The organism is Pseudomonas sp. PDM20, assembly GCF_014852575.3.
Lineage (GTDB): Bacteria > Pseudomonadota > Gammaproteobacteria > Pseudomonadales > Pseudomonadaceae > Pseudomonas.
The window spans coordinates 4,871,332-4,885,300 of the sequence record NZ_CM181224.1 but is presented as its reverse complement, the minus strand read 5'-3'; the positions used below and the strand labels follow the sequence as shown (position 1 = coordinate 4,885,300).

Below are 13,969 nucleotides of genomic sequence, written 5' to 3'. Positions count from 1 at the left end.
CAGGTATACAAGGACGATGTCTCAACACTCGCAATTCGCCCTGCTGGGCACCAAGCGATTCCTGCCCTTCTTCATCACCCAGCTGCTGGGTGCGTTCAACGACAACATCTTCAAGCAGTCGCTGATCCTGGCGATCCTCTACCACCTCACCGTCGGCGGTGACCGCAACCTGCTGGTCAACCTCTGCGCGTTGTTGTTCATCCTGCCGTTCTTCCTGTTCTCCGCCCTGGGCGGACAGTTCGGCGAGAAGTTCAACAAGGATGCGCTGATGCGCGCGCTGAAGCTGGCCGAGATCGTGATCATGGCAGTGGGCGCCGCGGGCTTCGTGTTCGGCAGCTTGCCGCTGCTGTTCCTCGCGCTGTTCGCCATGGGCACCCACTCGGCGCTGTTCGGCCCGGTGAAGTACTCGATCCTGCCGCAGCACCTGCGCGAGGACGAACTGGTCGGCGGCAACGCCCTGGTGGAAATGGGGACCTTCCTCGCCATCCTCTGCGGCACCATTGGCGCCGGCGTGCTGATGTCGCGGCAGGACTACGCCGCCGGCGTCGGCACAGCGGTGGTGCTGGTCGCCGTCTGCGGTTTCCTTGCCAGCCGCAATATCCCCCGGGCGGCCGCCGCACTGCCGGACCTGAAGGTCGACTGGAACATCTTCCGCCAGTCCTGGAGCATCCTCCTGCTCGGCCTGCGCCAGCGCCCGGCGGTGTCGCGCTCGCTGGTGGGCAACTCCTGGTTCTGGTTCCTCGGCGCGGTCTACCTGACGCAGATCCCGACCTATGCCAAGGAGTTGCTGCACGGCGACGAGAGCGTGGTGACGCTGATCCTCACCGTGTTCTCGGTCGGTATCGCGCTGGGCTCGATGCTGTGCGAAAAGCTCTCCGGCAAAAAGGTGGAGATCGGCCTGGTGCCCTTCGGCTCCATCGGCCTGAGCCTTTTCGGCATCCTGCTGTGGTGGCATTCGGGCGGCTTCCCGCAGGGCGAGCAGCCCTACAACTGGCTGGCGGTGCTGGAGCATTCGCAGTCCTGGGCGGTGCTGGCGGATATCCTCGGCATCGGCATCTTCGGCGGCTTCTACATCGTGCCGCTGTACGCGCTGATCCAGGCACGCACCGAGGAGGACAAGCGCGCACGGGTGATCGCCGCCAACAACATCCTCAACGCGCTGTTCATGGTGGTCGCGGCGATCGTCTCGATCCTGCTGCTGTCGGTGGCGAAGCTGTCGATCCCCGAACTGTTCCTCGTGCTCTCGCTGATGAACGTCGCGGTGAACGTGTACATCTTCAAGATCGTTCCCGAGTTCACCATGCGCTTCCTGGTCTGGCTGCTGACCCACTCGATGTACCGGGTCGACCACCGCAACCTCGAAGCCATCCCCGATGAAGGCCCGGCCGTGCTGGTGTGCAACCACGTGTCCTTCGTCGATGCGCTGCTGATCGCCGGTTCCGTGCGTCGCCCGGTGCGCTTCGTCATGTACTACAAGATCTTCCGCATCCCGGTGCTCAACTTCATCTTCCGCACCGCGGGCGCGGTGCCCATCGCCGGGCGTAACGAAGACGCCGAGACTTACGAGAAGGCTTTCGCCAAGGTCGCCGAGTACCTGCGGGAAGGGGAGTTGGTGTGCATCTTCCCCGAGGGCATGCTGACCCTGGACGGCGAGATGAACGAGTTCCGCGGTGGCGTGGAGCGCATCATCGAAGAGACCCCGGTGCCGGTGATTCCGATGGCGCTGCAGGGGCTGTGGGGCAGCTTCTTCAGCCGCGATCCGCAGAAGGGCTTCTTCCGTCGCCTGTGGTCGCGGGTCTGCCTGGTGGCCGGCCAGCCGGTGGCACCGGAGGATGCCCAGCGGCTGGCGCTGCAGGAGCAGGTCGCCGTGCTGCGGGGTGCGGCGCGCTGATCGTTCTCGCCGCAAAGAAAAAGCCCCGGCAATGCCGGGGCTTTTTCATGGGCGTGTCGCGGTTCAGATAACCTGAACTTCGTCAGCCTGCAGGCCCTTCTGGCCTTCAACCACAACGAAGGAGACCTTCTGGCCTTCCTGCAGCGATTTGAAGCCGGTGCCCTGGATGGAGCGGAAGTGCACGAAGACATCGTTGCCGCTTTCCGGAGTGATGAAGCCGAAGCCCTTGGCGTCATTGAACCACTTGACGGTGCCGGTCTGACGATTCGACATGGAAATACACCTTGAACAATTGAATATTGTTTTGCGGAAAAGTCCGCGCTCGTCCTGAGTTGCAAGGTGCAGTCGAAGCCGGTTGGCGGGGCGTGGCCCCGCCTGGTCACGAGCCACAGTGACCCAAGCAAACACAGTGGCCCGCAGCATACCGACAAATTTTCGGGAAAGCGACAGCCCGCCGGTATCGAGAACCGATACAGCGTCAGTGGCTCAATTTCAGGCCGACCAGTCCGCACAGGATCAGCGCAACGCTGAGCAGGCGTACCGGCGCCATGGACTCGCCGAACAGCACGATGCCGACGATGACGGTGCCCACCGCGCCGACGCCGGTCCAGATGGCGTAGGCGGTGCCCAGCGGCAGATTTCTCATGGCCAGGCCAAGCAGCCCCATGCTGGTGATGATCGCCAGCACGGTCAGAGCGGTCGGTATCGGACGGGTGAAACCTTCGGTGTATTTCAATCCGACGGCCCAGGCGACTTCGAACAGGCCGGCGACGAACAGAATGATCCAGGACATGGAGCTCTCCAGACGGTGGATGGTATGGAGGGCCGTCCCCGCTGGAGCACCGGAAGGTGGTGAGGTCGTCCTCACAATGTGCAGTATTTTGCACAAAACCGGTGCGCCGGGCAAGCCGGCGCCGGTTTTCTGCCCTATTGCGGGGCTTTTTCCCGGACCGATGGCTCGTCGGTCATGCGGCGGAACCAGGTGGAAAGCGTCGCGCCGGAGATGTTGTGCCAGACGCTGAACAGTGCGCTGGGCACTGCCGCCAGCGGCGAGAAGTGTGCGCTGGCCAGGGCCGCGCCAAGGCCGGAGTTCTGCATGCCGACTTCCAGCGCCAGAGACTTGCGCTGCGCCAGCGGCAGGCCGAAGACCTTGGCGGTGAAGTAGCCGAGCAGGAAGCCGAAGCCATTGTGCAGGATCACCACGGCCATGATCAGCAGGCCGGATTCGGCGATCCTCGCCTGGCTGGCGGCGACCACGGCGGCGACGATGATCACGATGGATATCACCGAAATCAGCGGTAGCACGTCCACCACGTGACGCACCCGCGCGCCGAGCAGGCGCTGGGCAGCGAGGCCTAGGACGATGGGCACCACGACGACCTGCAGGATCGACCAGAACAGTGCGCCGAAGGAGACCGGCAGCCACGCCGAGGCCAGCAGCCAGATCAGTGCCGGGGTGAGCAGCGGGGCGAGGAGGGTGGTCACGCCCGCGATGGCCACCGACAGCGCCAGGTCACCGCGTGACAGCCAGGTCATCACGTTGGACGCGGTGCCGCTGGGGCAGCAGCCGACCAGGATGACGCCGACGGCGATTTCCGGCGGCAGGTGCATCAACTGGCAGAGCAGCCAGGCCATGCCGGGCATGATGACGAAATGGGCAATCACCCCGAGGGTGACGCGCCAGGGATGTCGGGCGACTTCGGCGAAGTCCTCGACCTTGAGCGTCAGGCCCATGCCGAACATCACCACGCCGAGCATGGGCACGATGGCGACGGTGAGCGGGGTGAACAGGGAGGGAACGAAGAACGCCAGGATGGCGAAGAGCAGCACCCAGAGGGCGAAGGTGTTGCCCATGAAGCGGCTGAGCAGGATGAGAGCACGCATGGGCCGTCCTTCTTTTTATGTGGGCCTTGTTGTGTTGTCAGGCGCCGCGCGGACGCGGCGCCTGCCGGGGCATCAGATGCCTTCGGGCATCGCCTCGCCACCGAGTGCTTCGATCAGCGCCGGGATGAACTCGGCGAAGGTCAGCATCATCAGGGTGAAGCTGGCGTCGAGCTGGCCGAGGGCATCTTCGCCACCGTCCTGTTCAGCCTTCTCCTGCAGCATGTCTTCGAAGCGCAGGCGCTTGATCGCGACCTTGTCGTCGAGGACGAAGGACAGCTTGTCCGACCAGGCCAGGGACAGCTGGGTGACCAGCTTGCCGGAGGTCAGGTGCAGCTGGATTTCCTCGCTGGTCAGGTCCTGGCGCTTGCAGCGCACCACACCGCCGTCTTCGTGGGTATCACGCAGCTCGCACTCATCGAGGACGAAGAAGTCGCCGGCGGCTTCCTGGGTCTTCACCCAGTCGGTCAGGGTGGCGGTCGGCGCGGTCTTCACGGTCAGCGGGCGAACCGGCAGCGAGCCCAGGGCTTCGCGCAGGGTCGACAGCAGGTCTTCGGCCTTCTTCGCGCTGGAGGTGTCGACCAGGATCAGGCCGAGGCTCGGGGCGATGGCGGCGAAGGTCACCGAACGGCGGATGAAGGCGCGCGGCAGGAGGGTCTGGACGATCTCGTCCTTGAGCTGGTCGCGTTCCTTCTTGTAGACCTTGCGCATTTGCGCAGCTTCGATCTCGTCGACCTTCTCCTTGAGCGCGTCACGCACGACGCTGCCGGGGAGGATGCGCTCTTCCTTGCGCGCGCTGACCAGGAAGAAGCCCTCGCTGGCATGCACCAGCGGGGCGTCCGGGCCCTTGCCGAAAGGCGCGGAGAAACCGTAGGTGGTCAGTTCCTGGCTGGCGCAGGAGCGCGCCGGCTTGCTGGCCAGGGCTTTCTCCAGGGCATCGGCGTCGATCTGCAGATCCTGGGTGAGGCGGTATACGAGCAGGTTGCGGAACCACATGAGGGGCTAACTCCTGGACACAAAGGGTGCATTATTCCGTTCGGCGCGGTTCAGGCCAACCCCGTTTCGTCATTCGCACTCTTCATCTAAGCCTTTGGAACATCTGAAAATTTTTTTCATCGGGGGGCTTGCCAGGTATCAATGTCCTCCGTAGAATGCGCCCCACTTCGAGACGAAGGGTGATTAGCTCAGCCGGGAGAGCATCTGCCTTACAAGCAGAGGGTCGGCGGTTCGATCCCGTCATCACCCACCACTCGAGGTCCGACGCAGCGGTAGTTCAGTCGGTTAGAATACCGGCCTGTCACGCCGGGGGTCGCGGGTTCGAGTCCCGTCCGCTGCGCCACAATTCGAAAAGCCCTCAGGTAGCAATACCTGAGGGCTTTTTCTTTGCCTGCCTTTTTTATCTGCAATTGGCTTTCCTGCGAAGCTTCCTGTCGAAAGTTGCCCGTTTCGATCACAGTGATTCCGTGCTGGCCGTCTGACTTATCCTGTTAATTTTCTTATAAGTTTGCTGTGGGAACTTCTCCCCCGGTAGTGGTTCCTATTGCCCATAGCCACTGGCCACGAGCGCCTGATAAGCTCGCGGCTTCATTACTTCAGCCATGACGGCGCAAAGACAAGGATTCAGCATGAAACAACATCGGTTGGCGGCAGCGATCGCGCTGGTCGGCCTGGTTCTCGCGGGCTGCGACAAACAGGCCGCCGAAGTGGAACTCAAGACTCCTGCGCAGAAAGCCTCCTACGGCATCGGCCTGAACATGGGCAAGAGCCTCGCCCAGGAAGGCATGAATGACCTGGATTCGAAAGCCGTCGCCCTGGGTATCGAAGACGCCGTTGGCAAGCAGAAGCAGAAGCTGACCGACGAAGAGCTGACCGAAGCCTTCACCGCCCTGCAGAAGCGCGCTGAAGAGCAGGTCGCCAAGAAGAATTCCGAGGCCCTGGAAGCCGGCAAGAAATTCCTCGAGGAAAACGGCAAGCGTGAGGGCGTGGTCACCACCAAGTCCGGCCTGCAGTACGAAGTCGTGAAGAAAGCCGACGGCGCGCAGCCCAAGGCCACCGACGTCGTCACCGTTCACTACGAAGGCAAGCTGGTCGATGGTACGGTCTTCGACAGTTCCATCCAGCGTGGCAGCCCGATCGACCTGCCGGTTGGCGGCGTGATTCCGGGTTGGGTCGAAGCCCTGCAACTGATGCACGTCGGCGAGAAGATCAAGCTCTTCATCCCGAGCGAGCTGGCCTACGGCGCCCAGAGCCCGAGCCCGACCATCCCGGCCAACTCGGTCCTGGTGTTCGACCTGGAACTGCTGGCCATCAAGGACCCGAACCAGCCTGAAGCCGAAGCTCCTGCCCCGGCCGCGGAAGCGCCCAAGCAGTAACTGAGTACCTTCGTACCAGAGAAAACGCCCCGTTACCCTCGGGGCGTTTTCATTTGTGCTGGAAGCGCTCTGGAACGCTGCGCTGACCGCCGGGTCTGAAAGGGAGTAACCTTGGGGCCGGTGTTACCCTTATGCACATATTTGACGCAGATGAAACAATGTCCTCCCCTTGACATTGGCGGGCCCATCGCTTAGCCGCAACTGCATGATTTTTAACGCATTTACAGGGCTGAACAAAAAATCGCCGATCTGTCTGCAGGCCTCGTGGCTCGGGCGTTTTGGCGATGTGGGGGGTGGCTTTCAACAGAGTTATCCACAGGAAAGGTGGATAACCTTAACCAGCCCTGTACGAATCTTCCTATCGAGGTGAGTCGATGAAAAAGCCTCCGGGATTTGACCGTTTCCTGAAGCTCGCCAGCCGTTTCATCGCTGGTGGGAGATTGCCGGCGCTGCTGTTTGCGGTGTCGCGCAAGAGTGGCCGGGTGAAGCTGGCCAAGACCGACCTGAAGCTGCTGCAGGAGTTGCTGGTGGCCTGGGTGCGCGGCGATTACCGTGGCATCAGCTCCCAGGCGCTGGTCTCGGTAGTGGCGGCGCTGTTGTACTTCCTCTCGCCGGTGGACCTGGTGCCTGACTGGCTGCTGGGCGTCGGTTTTCTCGATGACCTTGCGGTGCTGGCCTGGGTGATTCGTCGCTGGCAATCGGAGATCGATGCCTTCAAGGTCTGGCGCGATGCGCAAGGCGTGGAAACCCGCGAAGCCCTGAAGCAACTCCCGCCGCCTGAAGCGATTCAGCGCCTCTGACCCAGCCGCGCCGTCTGTTCGCCAAGCAGGCGCTGGATCGAGCCGTCATTCACCATCGCCTGCAGCACGGCATCCAGTCGCTCGGCGGGTAGCGGCAGCGCCGGGCCGTACGAGCAGTAGATGGAGTAGCGCTGCACATTGCTGCTGTTGATCGCCACGGGCAGTTCATGGTGCTGTGCGAGGAGGAATTCCAGCGGGCGGCGCATCTCGATCAGTGCGTCCAGGCGATGGGCTTCGAGCATGTGCAGGCGGGTATCAAGGTCGCGCACGTCGGCGCGTTTCACCCGCCCTTCGGCGAAGGCCTGCATCAGCGGGGCGGGGTAGACATACCCCAGGCTGGTGCCGATGCGGATGTCGTGCAGCTGCGCGAGGTTTTCCACTGGCGGCGCGTCCGCACGCTGGGCCAGGGCATCCTCTTCCTCGAACAGACTCGGCGACCAGTGCAGCTTCTCCGGCGCCTTCATCCACTGCGGATTGTTGATGCACAGCAGATGGATCGCACCCTGGGCGAGCGCCGGTTCTGCGCGCTTGTCCGGCGTTTCCACGAAGCGAACCTCGAGCCCCAGGCGCTGTCCGACGCTTTCGCCCAGATCGCGAATGAAGCCAGGTGCCAATTCATGGTCGATACTTTCTGCGTAGGGCATGCCGTTGCTTGGCGAATAGCCCCAGCGCAGTTCCTCGGCGCCACACAGTGTGCTGGCCAGGCATAGGCAGAATGGAAGGAGGCGCTGCAAGTCGGTCCCCATGTCTGGTGGCGAGAGGCGCTGCGCAGTATAGCCGGCACAGGCGCGCATCAGGCTGTTAAGATGGCCGCCTGCAAGGAGTGTTGTCATGAACGTTCAAGTCATCATGCGTGACGGCGAAGCGGAGTACGCCGTGGTTCCCTGGGCCGAATACCAGGCCCTGCTGGCTGCCGCCGGCCGTGGTGTCGCCCAGGTCGTCAAACCCGTTGCCGCCCCGGCACTCGACGAGAAGCCGGACTGGAAAACACTGCGTGAAGCCCGAGGCTTATCCATTGAGACGCTGGCGCGTTCGGTGGGTATAAGCCCGTCCTACCTGGGACAGATCGAGAACGGCGAGCGCGAAGCCAGCGACGCCATCCAGCATGGCCTGCGTCGTGCCCTGGGCACTGGGGAGTCCGCTTCTTGAGCGTGCAGATCAGTCGCAAGCATTGGGAAGGCCTGCTCGGCGAGCTGGAAGATGCCCGCCGCCAACGCCATCTGCTCACCTACCGCGCGCTGATCGAGCGCCTGCAACTGCCGACCCCGGCGATGACCGTGCTGACCGCCGCGCTGGAACACCTGGCTGCGCTGGATGCCCGCGGTGGTCGTCCGCTGCGCAGCTCGCTGGTGATCAGCCAGGGCGCCAGCCGCCTGCCGCGTACCGGTTTCTTCGAGTATGTCGAGCGCCTGGGGCGTTTCTCCGGCGCCCCGGACGGCCCCGCTGCCGCCGGCTGGCATGCGGCGGAAGTCGCGCGCGTCTTCGAGTTCGAGTACCCCGAGGAACTCTGACGTGGCGACACCCCGCGAGCTGTTCTGGCGCCTGCGAGCGCGGTTGAGTTACGCCCTGGCGCGACGCCTGATGGGCTGGCCGTGGATGGTTCGCCAGCCGCGTTCCTGGGCCTGGATGCAGGGCCAGTTTTCGCGCATGGCCGCTCTGGGAGATGTTGGGGCGCAGAGCTTCTACGGACATCTGCTGCTGTTCCGCGGACAGGGTTTTGGCGCTCGCGAGGAAGGGTTGCGTCTGCTGCGTCTCGCTGCGGCAGAGGGCGACCACAAGGCGGCCTACCAGGTAGGTGTGCAAGCGCTCAAGGGTGATACCCGCCATGCCGCTGATGCGCAGGAAGCCGCGCGTTACTGGGGCCAGGCAGCCGAGGCGGGCCACCCGCTGGCGGCGCGCAAGCTCGGCGAGTTGTATCGCAGCGGCGGCCCCGGGCTGGAGCCCGATGATGCCCAGGCCGAGCACTACGAAACGCGCGCCCGAGAGCTGGGCCTCTGATTCACTCGGCCGTGAGGATGTGCAGGCTGTAGCCGGGCATGTTCTTCGCGTGGCGCTTGGCCTCCGAGGCCAGCCCGGCCAACTGGCTGGCATCCAGGCGCTGCCCGGCGCCGCTCTTCACGTGCACCACGCCAATCGACAGTGACAGCAAGGGATATTCCTCGCGCCGCCCCTGGCGGTTGTGCGCGACGAAGCAGCCTGCGTCCAGATGCTCGCGGCTATAGAAGCGCCGGCACTGTCCCTGGAAATCCTCCAGCAGGTGATTGAGGCGTTCGCGCCAGTCCTGCGTGCCCAGCACCAGCATGAAGTCGTCGCCGCCGATGTGGCCGACGAAGTCCCGCGTCGGGTCCACCCGCTCGCCCAGGCACTGCGCCAGGCACAGCAGGACTTCGTCGCCGCGCGCGTAGCCGTAGAGATCGTTGAAGGGCTTGAAGCTGTCGATGTCGACGTAGCACACCACGGCCTCGCGGCCCTGTTGCAGCAGGCGCGCCAGGCACTGCTGGATGGGCACGTTACCCGGCAACAGGGTCAGTGGGTTGGCATGCCGGGCCTGGCGGATCTTCTGCTCGGTAATCAGCTTTAGCACGTCGATCACCCGACCCAGGCCGAGGTAGCGGCCGTTCAGGGTGATGATGAAGTCTTCCTCGATGCGCTGCCGCGCACGACTGGTGAGCAGGCGGCTGACCTGCTGCAGCGACTGGCTACGCTCCACGGCGAGGAAGTCGTCGCTCATCAACCGGCTGATCGGTTTGCGTGCATACAGCTCCGGCGCGAAGGGCTTGAGCAGCGCGTCGGCCAGCGCGTGCCGGTGGACAATGCCCACCGGCTGGTCATCGCGGTCCAGCACGGCCAAAGAGTTCAGGTTGGCCTGGGCGCGGAAGGCTTCCAGCACATCGCCGATGGGCGTGCTGTCGCGCACGGCCGGTTGCTCCAGCAGCAGCGGTTCGAGATCGGACTGATCCTCGGCGAGCAGTGCGCCGGCGTTGTCCACTTCCGGCAGCAGGGCGCGCGCATCGCGCGGCGGAGTTTCGTTGGGGCGGCCGAGCAGGTAGCCCTGTACCAGGTCCACGCCCATCTCCGAGAGCACCGCCAGCTCTTCCGGAATCTCGATGCCTTCGGCAATCACCTGGGCGCGGGAGGCGTGGGCCATCTTCAGGATCGAGCCGACGAACTCGCGCTTCACCGCATCCAGGTGGATGCCTTCGATGAAGTGACGGTCGATCTTCACGTAGTCGGGGCGCAGCTCGGACCACAGGCGCAGGCTGGAATAGCCGGCGCCCAGGTCGTCCAGCGCAATGGAGAAGCCCATGGCGCGGTAGTGGTGCAGCGCGGTGTCGAGGAGGCTGAAGTCCTCGATGGGGGTCTGCTCGGTCAGCTCGATCACCACGTCGCTGGGCGAGATGCCGAAGGTTTGCAGCAACTGCAGCGTGCGGCCGGGCTGGTGGGTCGGTTCCAGCAGGGATTCCGGGGACACGTTGAGGAACAGCTTGCCCTCCAGCTTCAGGTCGCGGAAGCGTGCGCAGGCCTTGCGTCGGCAGAGCAGCTCCAGCTGGCTGAGGCGGCCGCTGCTGCGGGCGATGCTGAACAGCGGCAATGGCGAGTGCAGGGGGCCATTGGACGGGCCGCGGGTGAGGGCTTCATAGCCCACCAGGCGCCTTTCCGAAAGCGACAGGATGGGTTGGAACAGGCAGTGCAGGTCGCCGTGAGCGAGGATCTGGTCCAGCGCGCTCAACTGCTCGGTGACGGTCATGACGGTTCTCGGTGGCTGTAAAAAGCAAAAGGGCCGGTTTCCCGGCCCTGTGCATTTCACGACAGCGTCATGACTGTTTGATTACATCCGATCAGTGTTTGGCGACCTGGGAGTCCAGATTCAGGTAATCGATCAGGATGTGCCCGGATTCGGTGAGGTAGGCGTCGTCCTGCGGCTTGGTCTTGTCCTCTTCCGGCAGGGTGTTCTCGTCTTCCTTCTTCAGCTCCTTGAGCGGCTCCTGGCCCTTGGATTTGCGCAGGGCGTTCTCCATGGCCAGCTGGCGATTCTCGATGCTGGTCTGCTGGGCGCGACGCTTGGCTTCGTTGAGGCTGACAGTCTTCTCCTTCATCAGCTCCTGGGCCAGGGCGAGACGCTCGCGGGCATAGACGAAGTCCGCGTTGTGCTCGGTACGCGCGTCGTGGCGGGTGCGCAGCTGGTCGAGGAACGGCTTGAACGGATCGGCCTGGGCCTTCAGCGCGGGCTTGATGGTGTCCCACGGCATGGAGTCGGGCAGGGCGCTCTCGCCGATTTCCTTGTCGTCGACGATGGACGGGTAGGCGATGTCCGGGATCACGCCCTGGTGCTGGGTGCTCTGACCGGAGACGCGGTAGAACTTGGCCAGGGTCAGCTTCAGCTCGCCATGGTTGAGCGGCTGGATGGTCTGCACGGTGCCCTTGCCGAAGGTCTGGCCACCGACGATGAGCGCGCGGTGGTAGTCCTGCATGGCGCCGGCGAAGATCTCCGAAGCCGAGGCGGACAGGCGGTTGACCAGCACGGTCATCGGGCCGGTGTAGAAGGCCTTGCCCTCGTCATCGTTGAGCACGTCGACACGGCCGTCGCTGTTGCGCACCAGCACGGTCGGGCCCTGGTCGATGAACAGGCCGGTCAGCTCGGTGGCTTCCTGCAGGGAGCCGCCGCCGTTGTTGCGCAGGTCGATGACGATACCGTCGACCTTGTCCTTCTGCAGTTCGGCGATGAGCTTCTTCACGTCGCGGGTGGTGGACTTGTAGTCCGGGTCGCCAGCGCGGTAGGCCTTGAAGTCGAGGTAGAACGCGGGCACGTCGATGATGCCCAGCTTGTAGTTCTTGCCTTCGTGGTCGATGGTGATTTCCGACTTCTTCGCCGCCTGGTCTTCCAGCTTCACCGCCTCGCGGGTGATGGTGACGATCTTGCTGGTCTGGTCGTTCGGCGCGTTGGTCGACGGGATCACTTCCAGACGGACCTGCGAGCCTTTCGGGCCGCGGATCAGCTTGACCACTTCATCCAGACGCCAGCCGACCACGTCGACCATCTCGCCCTTGCCCTGGGCGACGCCGATGATCTTGTCGGAGGTGGCGATCTGCTTGCTCTTCTCGGCGGGGCCGGCCGGTACCAGGCGCACGACCTTGACGTAGTCGTTGTCGCTCTGCAGTACGGCGCCGATGCCTTCCAGCGAGAGAGACATGTTGATGTCGAAGTTTTCCGCGCTGTCCGGCGACAGGTACTGGGTGTGCGGATCGTAGGTCTGGGCGAAGGCGTTGATGTAGGCCTGGAAGATGTCTTCGCTGCGGGTCTGCTCCAGGCGCATCAGCTGGTTCTTGTAGCGCTTGGTCAGCTGCTCCTGGATGGCCTTGTTGTCCTTGCCGGCGATCTTCAGGCGCAGGACTTCGTCCTTCACCTTCTTGCGCCACAGGTCGTCGAGCGCGGTGCTGTCTTTCGCCCAGGGCGATTTCTCGCGGTCGATTTCCAGCGATTCGTCGGTGTTGAAGTCCATCTTGTCGACGCCCTTGTTCAGGGTGGCCAGGGCGAAGTCCAGGCGCTCCTTCAGGCGGTCGAGGTGACGCTTGTAGATGGTGAAGCCGGGCTCCAGTTCGCCGCTTTTCAGGAAGTCGTCGAACTGGGTGCGCCAGGGCGCGAACTGGTCGATGTCGGCGGCGGTGAAGTACATGCGCGCCGGGTCGAGTGTCTTCAGGTAGCTGTCGTAGATTTTCGCCGAGCGCTCGTCGTTCAGCGGCGGCTTGTTGTAGTGATGGCGCTTGAGTAGCTCAACGATGTTGAGGCTGGCGATCACTTGATCCCGGTCGGGCTGCAGGCCGTCCCAGACGTTCGGGCTGGTGGTCGCCGCGAACGAGGAAAAGGCGGTGGCGCCGAGGATGAACAACAGGGCGGTACGGGGCAAAAATCGCTTCATGCTGATTCGACTGATCGCGGAGTTATGACGCATATTAGGCCTTAATTGGCGGCGCCGGGTTCAATCGCAGGTGAATTCGGCGCGAAGAAAGGGCCCGACCTTACGGATCGGGCCCTGCGAAGTCACTATGGAGGCAGCGTGAACGCATTGCAAGGCATCGAAGGGCGAGTGGAGTGGGCCGAGCGCCCGAACCCGACTTGCGCACAGGGACAGATCCGCATCCAGGTCGCCGCCGCGGGACTCAACCGCGCCGACCTGTTGCAGGTGGCCGGTCTCTACCCGCCGCCGCCGGGGGCGAGCGACATCATCGGCCTGGAATGTTCCGGCGTGGTGACCGAGGTCGGCGCCGGCAGCACCTGGCAGGTGGGCGACCGCGTCTGTGCCCTGCTGGCCGGTGGCGGCATGGCCGAGGAAGTGGTGGTGGACGAGCGTCATGCGCTGCCGGTGCCTGCGGGCCTGAGCCTGGCCGAGGCCGCCGCGCTGCCGGAGGTGTACGCCACGGCGTGGCTGAACCTGTTCATGCTCGGTGCGCTGCAGCCCGGTGAGAAAGTCCTGCTGCACGCGGGCGCCAGCGGCGTCGGCTCGGCCGGCATCCAGCTGTGCAAGGCCTTCGGCAGCCCGTGCTGGGTGAGCGTCGGTTCGGCCGACCGTCTCGCCTATTGCGAAGGCCTCGGTGCCGAGGGCGGCGCCCTGCGCGGCGAGAGCCTCGAATCGCTTCGGGATTTCGCTCCCTTCGATGTGATCCTCGACCCTGTTGGCGCGAACTACGCCAAGCTGGACCTGGAAATCCTCGGCCGCGACGGTCGATGGGTGGTCATTGGCCTGATGGGCGGTCGCAAGGCCGAACTGGACCTGGCCCTGCTGCTGGGCAAGCGTGTCCAGCTGATCGGCTCGACCTTGCGTTCGCGCGACGCCGACTACAAGGCGCAGCTGATCGCCGAGCTGGGACAGAAGGTCTGGCCGCTGTTCGAATCCGGCAAGTTGAGCCCGCAACTGGAACGCACCTTCCCGGTCCGAGACGCGCAGAGCGCGTTCGATGCCCTGGCGAGCAACCAGGTGCAGGGCAAGGTGGTGGTGCTGATCGACGAAAGCCTGAGCTGATCAGGC

14 protein-coding genes and 2 tRNA genes are annotated in these 13,969 nt (G+C 64.0%); 9 read left to right on the top strand and 7 right to left on the bottom strand.

The window, feature by feature from the left end:
• The first annotated feature begins 16 nt into the window (after positions 1-16).
• Entirely contained in the window at positions 17-1,891 is a 1,875-nt protein-coding gene (locus IB261_RS22350; protein ID WP_192381127.1) for an MFS transporter, read from the top strand.
• Positions 1,892-1,954: 63 nt separating this feature from the next.
• Here IB261_RS22350 and IB261_RS22345 read toward each other — a convergent pair whose 3' ends face one another.
• The 4 genes from IB261_RS22345 to rdgC all read right to left on the bottom strand — a co-directional run bounded on the left by IB261_RS22345 (position 1,955) and on the right by rdgC (position 4,768).
• Positions 1,955-2,164, bottom strand: a complete 210-nt coding sequence (locus IB261_RS22345) for a cold-shock protein (protein ID WP_045210321.1) — start codon at positions 2,162-2,164, stop codon at positions 1,955-1,957.
• Positions 2,165-2,369: 205 nt separating this feature from the next.
• Entirely contained in the window at positions 2,370-2,684 is a 315-nt protein-coding gene (sugE, locus tag IB261_RS22340) for a quaternary ammonium compound efflux SMR transporter SugE (RefSeq protein ID WP_017522056.1), read from the bottom strand.
• 134 nt (positions 2,685-2,818) lie between these two features.
• The gene (locus IB261_RS22335; protein WP_192381128.1) at positions 2,819-3,775 is read right to left on the bottom strand and encodes a bile acid:sodium symporter family protein; all 957 of its coding nucleotides are present in this window, start codon (positions 3,773-3,775) and stop codon (positions 2,819-2,821) included.
• Positions 3,776-3,847: 72 nt separating this feature from the next.
• Positions 3,848-4,768, bottom strand: coding sequence for a recombination-associated protein RdgC (gene rdgC, locus IB261_RS22330; protein ID WP_017522054.1), 921 nt, complete (start codon positions 4,766-4,768; stop codon positions 3,848-3,850).
• A gap of 177 nt (positions 4,769-4,945) precedes the next feature.
• Between rdgC and IB261_RS22325 the strand changes: the two genes are divergently transcribed.
• The 4 genes from IB261_RS22325 (at position 4,946) to IB261_RS22310 (ending at position 6,944) form a co-directional block, all read left to right on the top strand.
• A tRNA-Val gene (locus tag IB261_RS22325) sits at positions 4,946-5,021 on the top strand.
• Positions 5,022-5,034: 13 nt separating this feature from the next.
• Positions 5,035-5,111: transfer RNA gene (locus tag IB261_RS22320), tRNA-Asp, on the top strand.
• Between the two features lie 286 nt (positions 5,112-5,397).
• Positions 5,398-6,144: a BamJ family beta-barrel-assembly machinery protein gene (bamJ, locus tag IB261_RS22315; RefSeq protein WP_081520206.1), complete on the top strand. Its 747-nt coding sequence runs from the start codon at positions 5,398-5,400 to the stop codon at positions 6,142-6,144.
• Positions 6,145-6,518: 374 nt separating this feature from the next.
• Positions 6,519-6,944, top strand: coding sequence for a YkvA family protein (locus tag IB261_RS22310; protein WP_045210318.1), 426 nt, complete (start codon positions 6,519-6,521; stop codon positions 6,942-6,944).
• Here the strand turns inward: IB261_RS22310 and IB261_RS22305 are convergent.
• Positions 6,932-7,690 carry a substrate-binding periplasmic protein gene (locus tag IB261_RS22305; RefSeq protein ID WP_192381442.1) on the bottom strand — a complete coding sequence of 253 codons (759 nt, stop codon included), beginning with the start codon at positions 7,688-7,690 and terminating at the stop codon, positions 6,932-6,934. The two genes, IB261_RS22310 and IB261_RS22305, sit on opposite strands and share 13 nt — an antisense overlap.
• Positions 7,691-7,775: 85 nt before the next feature.
• Between IB261_RS22305 and IB261_RS22300 the strand changes: the two genes are divergently transcribed.
• From IB261_RS22300 to IB261_RS22290, 3 genes are all read left to right on the top strand, one after another.
• Entirely contained in the window at positions 7,776-8,093 is a 318-nt protein-coding gene (locus IB261_RS22300; protein WP_081520208.1) for a helix-turn-helix domain-containing protein, read from the top strand.
• Positions 8,090-8,455: a hypothetical protein gene (locus IB261_RS22295; protein ID WP_081520209.1), complete on the top strand. Its 366-nt coding sequence runs from the start codon at positions 8,090-8,092 to the stop codon at positions 8,453-8,455. The genes IB261_RS22300 and IB261_RS22295 overlap by 4 nt, the downstream gene beginning before the upstream one ends.
• Positions 8,456-8,525: 70 nt before the next feature.
• The gene (locus IB261_RS22290; protein ID WP_225594682.1) at positions 8,526-8,942 is read left to right on the top strand and encodes a tetratricopeptide repeat protein; all 417 of its coding nucleotides are present in this window, start codon (positions 8,526-8,528) and stop codon (positions 8,940-8,942) included.
• Between the two features lies 1 nt (position 8,943).
• On the opposite strand, the gene IB261_RS22285 is transcribed toward IB261_RS22290, so the two are convergent.
• Positions 8,944-10,692 carry a bifunctional diguanylate cyclase/phosphodiesterase gene (locus IB261_RS22285; protein WP_151187966.1) on the bottom strand — a complete coding sequence of 583 codons (1,749 nt, stop codon included), beginning with the start codon at positions 10,690-10,692 and terminating at the stop codon, positions 8,944-8,946.
• Between the two features lie 91 nt (positions 10,693-10,783).
• The gene (locus IB261_RS22280) at positions 10,784-12,862 is read right to left on the bottom strand and encodes a carboxy terminal-processing peptidase (protein WP_151187965.1); all 2,079 of its coding nucleotides are present in this window, start codon (positions 12,860-12,862) and stop codon (positions 10,784-10,786) included.
• A 138-nt stretch (positions 12,863-13,000) separates the two neighbouring features.
• Between IB261_RS22280 and IB261_RS22275 the strand changes: the two genes are divergently transcribed.
• Entirely contained in the window at positions 13,001-13,963 is a 963-nt protein-coding gene (locus tag IB261_RS22275) for an NAD(P)H-quinone oxidoreductase (protein ID WP_192209771.1), read from the top strand.
• Positions 13,964-13,969 lie beyond the last annotated feature (6 nt).

Bases quoted from the DNA above. Each gene is read 5' to 3' on its own strand.
- IB261_RS22310 (WP_045210318.1), top strand. From the start codon at position 6,519: ATGAAAAAGCCTCCGGGATTTGACCGTTTCCTGAAGCTCGCCAGCCGT.
- IB261_RS22335 (WP_192381128.1), bottom strand. From the start codon at position 3,775: ATGCGTGCTCTCATCCTGCTCAGCCGCTTCATGGGCAACACCTTCGCC.
- IB261_RS22350 (WP_192381127.1), top strand. From the start codon at position 17: ATGTCTCAACACTCGCAATTCGCCCTGCTGGGCACCAAGCGATTCCTG.
- bamJ (WP_081520206.1), top strand. From the start codon at position 5,398: ATGAAACAACATCGGTTGGCGGCAGCGATCGCGCTGGTCGGCCTGGTT.
- IB261_RS22280 (WP_151187965.1), bottom strand. From the start codon at position 12,862: ATGAAGCGATTTTTGCCCCGTACCGCCCTGTTGTTCATCCTCGGCGCC.
- sugE (WP_017522056.1), bottom strand. From the start codon at position 2,684: ATGTCCTGGATCATTCTGTTCGTCGCCGGCCTGTTCGAAGTCGCCTGG.
- rdgC (WP_017522054.1), bottom strand. From the start codon at position 4,768: ATGTGGTTCCGCAACCTGCTCGTATACCGCCTCACCCAGGATCTGCAG.
- IB261_RS22300 (WP_081520208.1), top strand. From the start codon at position 7,776: ATGAACGTTCAAGTCATCATGCGTGACGGCGAAGCGGAGTACGCCGTG.
- IB261_RS22285 (WP_151187966.1), bottom strand. From the start codon at position 10,692: ATGACCGTCACCGAGCAGTTGAGCGCGCTGGACCAGATCCTCGCTCAC.
- IB261_RS22345 (WP_045210321.1), bottom strand. From the start codon at position 2,164: ATGTCGAATCGTCAGACCGGCACCGTCAAGTGGTTCAATGACGCCAAG.
- IB261_RS22305 (WP_192381442.1), bottom strand. From the start codon at position 7,690: ATGGGGACCGACTTGCAGCGCCTCCTTCCATTCTGCCTATGCCTGGCC.
- IB261_RS22290 (WP_225594682.1), top strand. From the start codon at position 8,526: ATGGGCTGGCCGTGGATGGTTCGCCAGCCGCGTTCCTGGGCCTGGATG.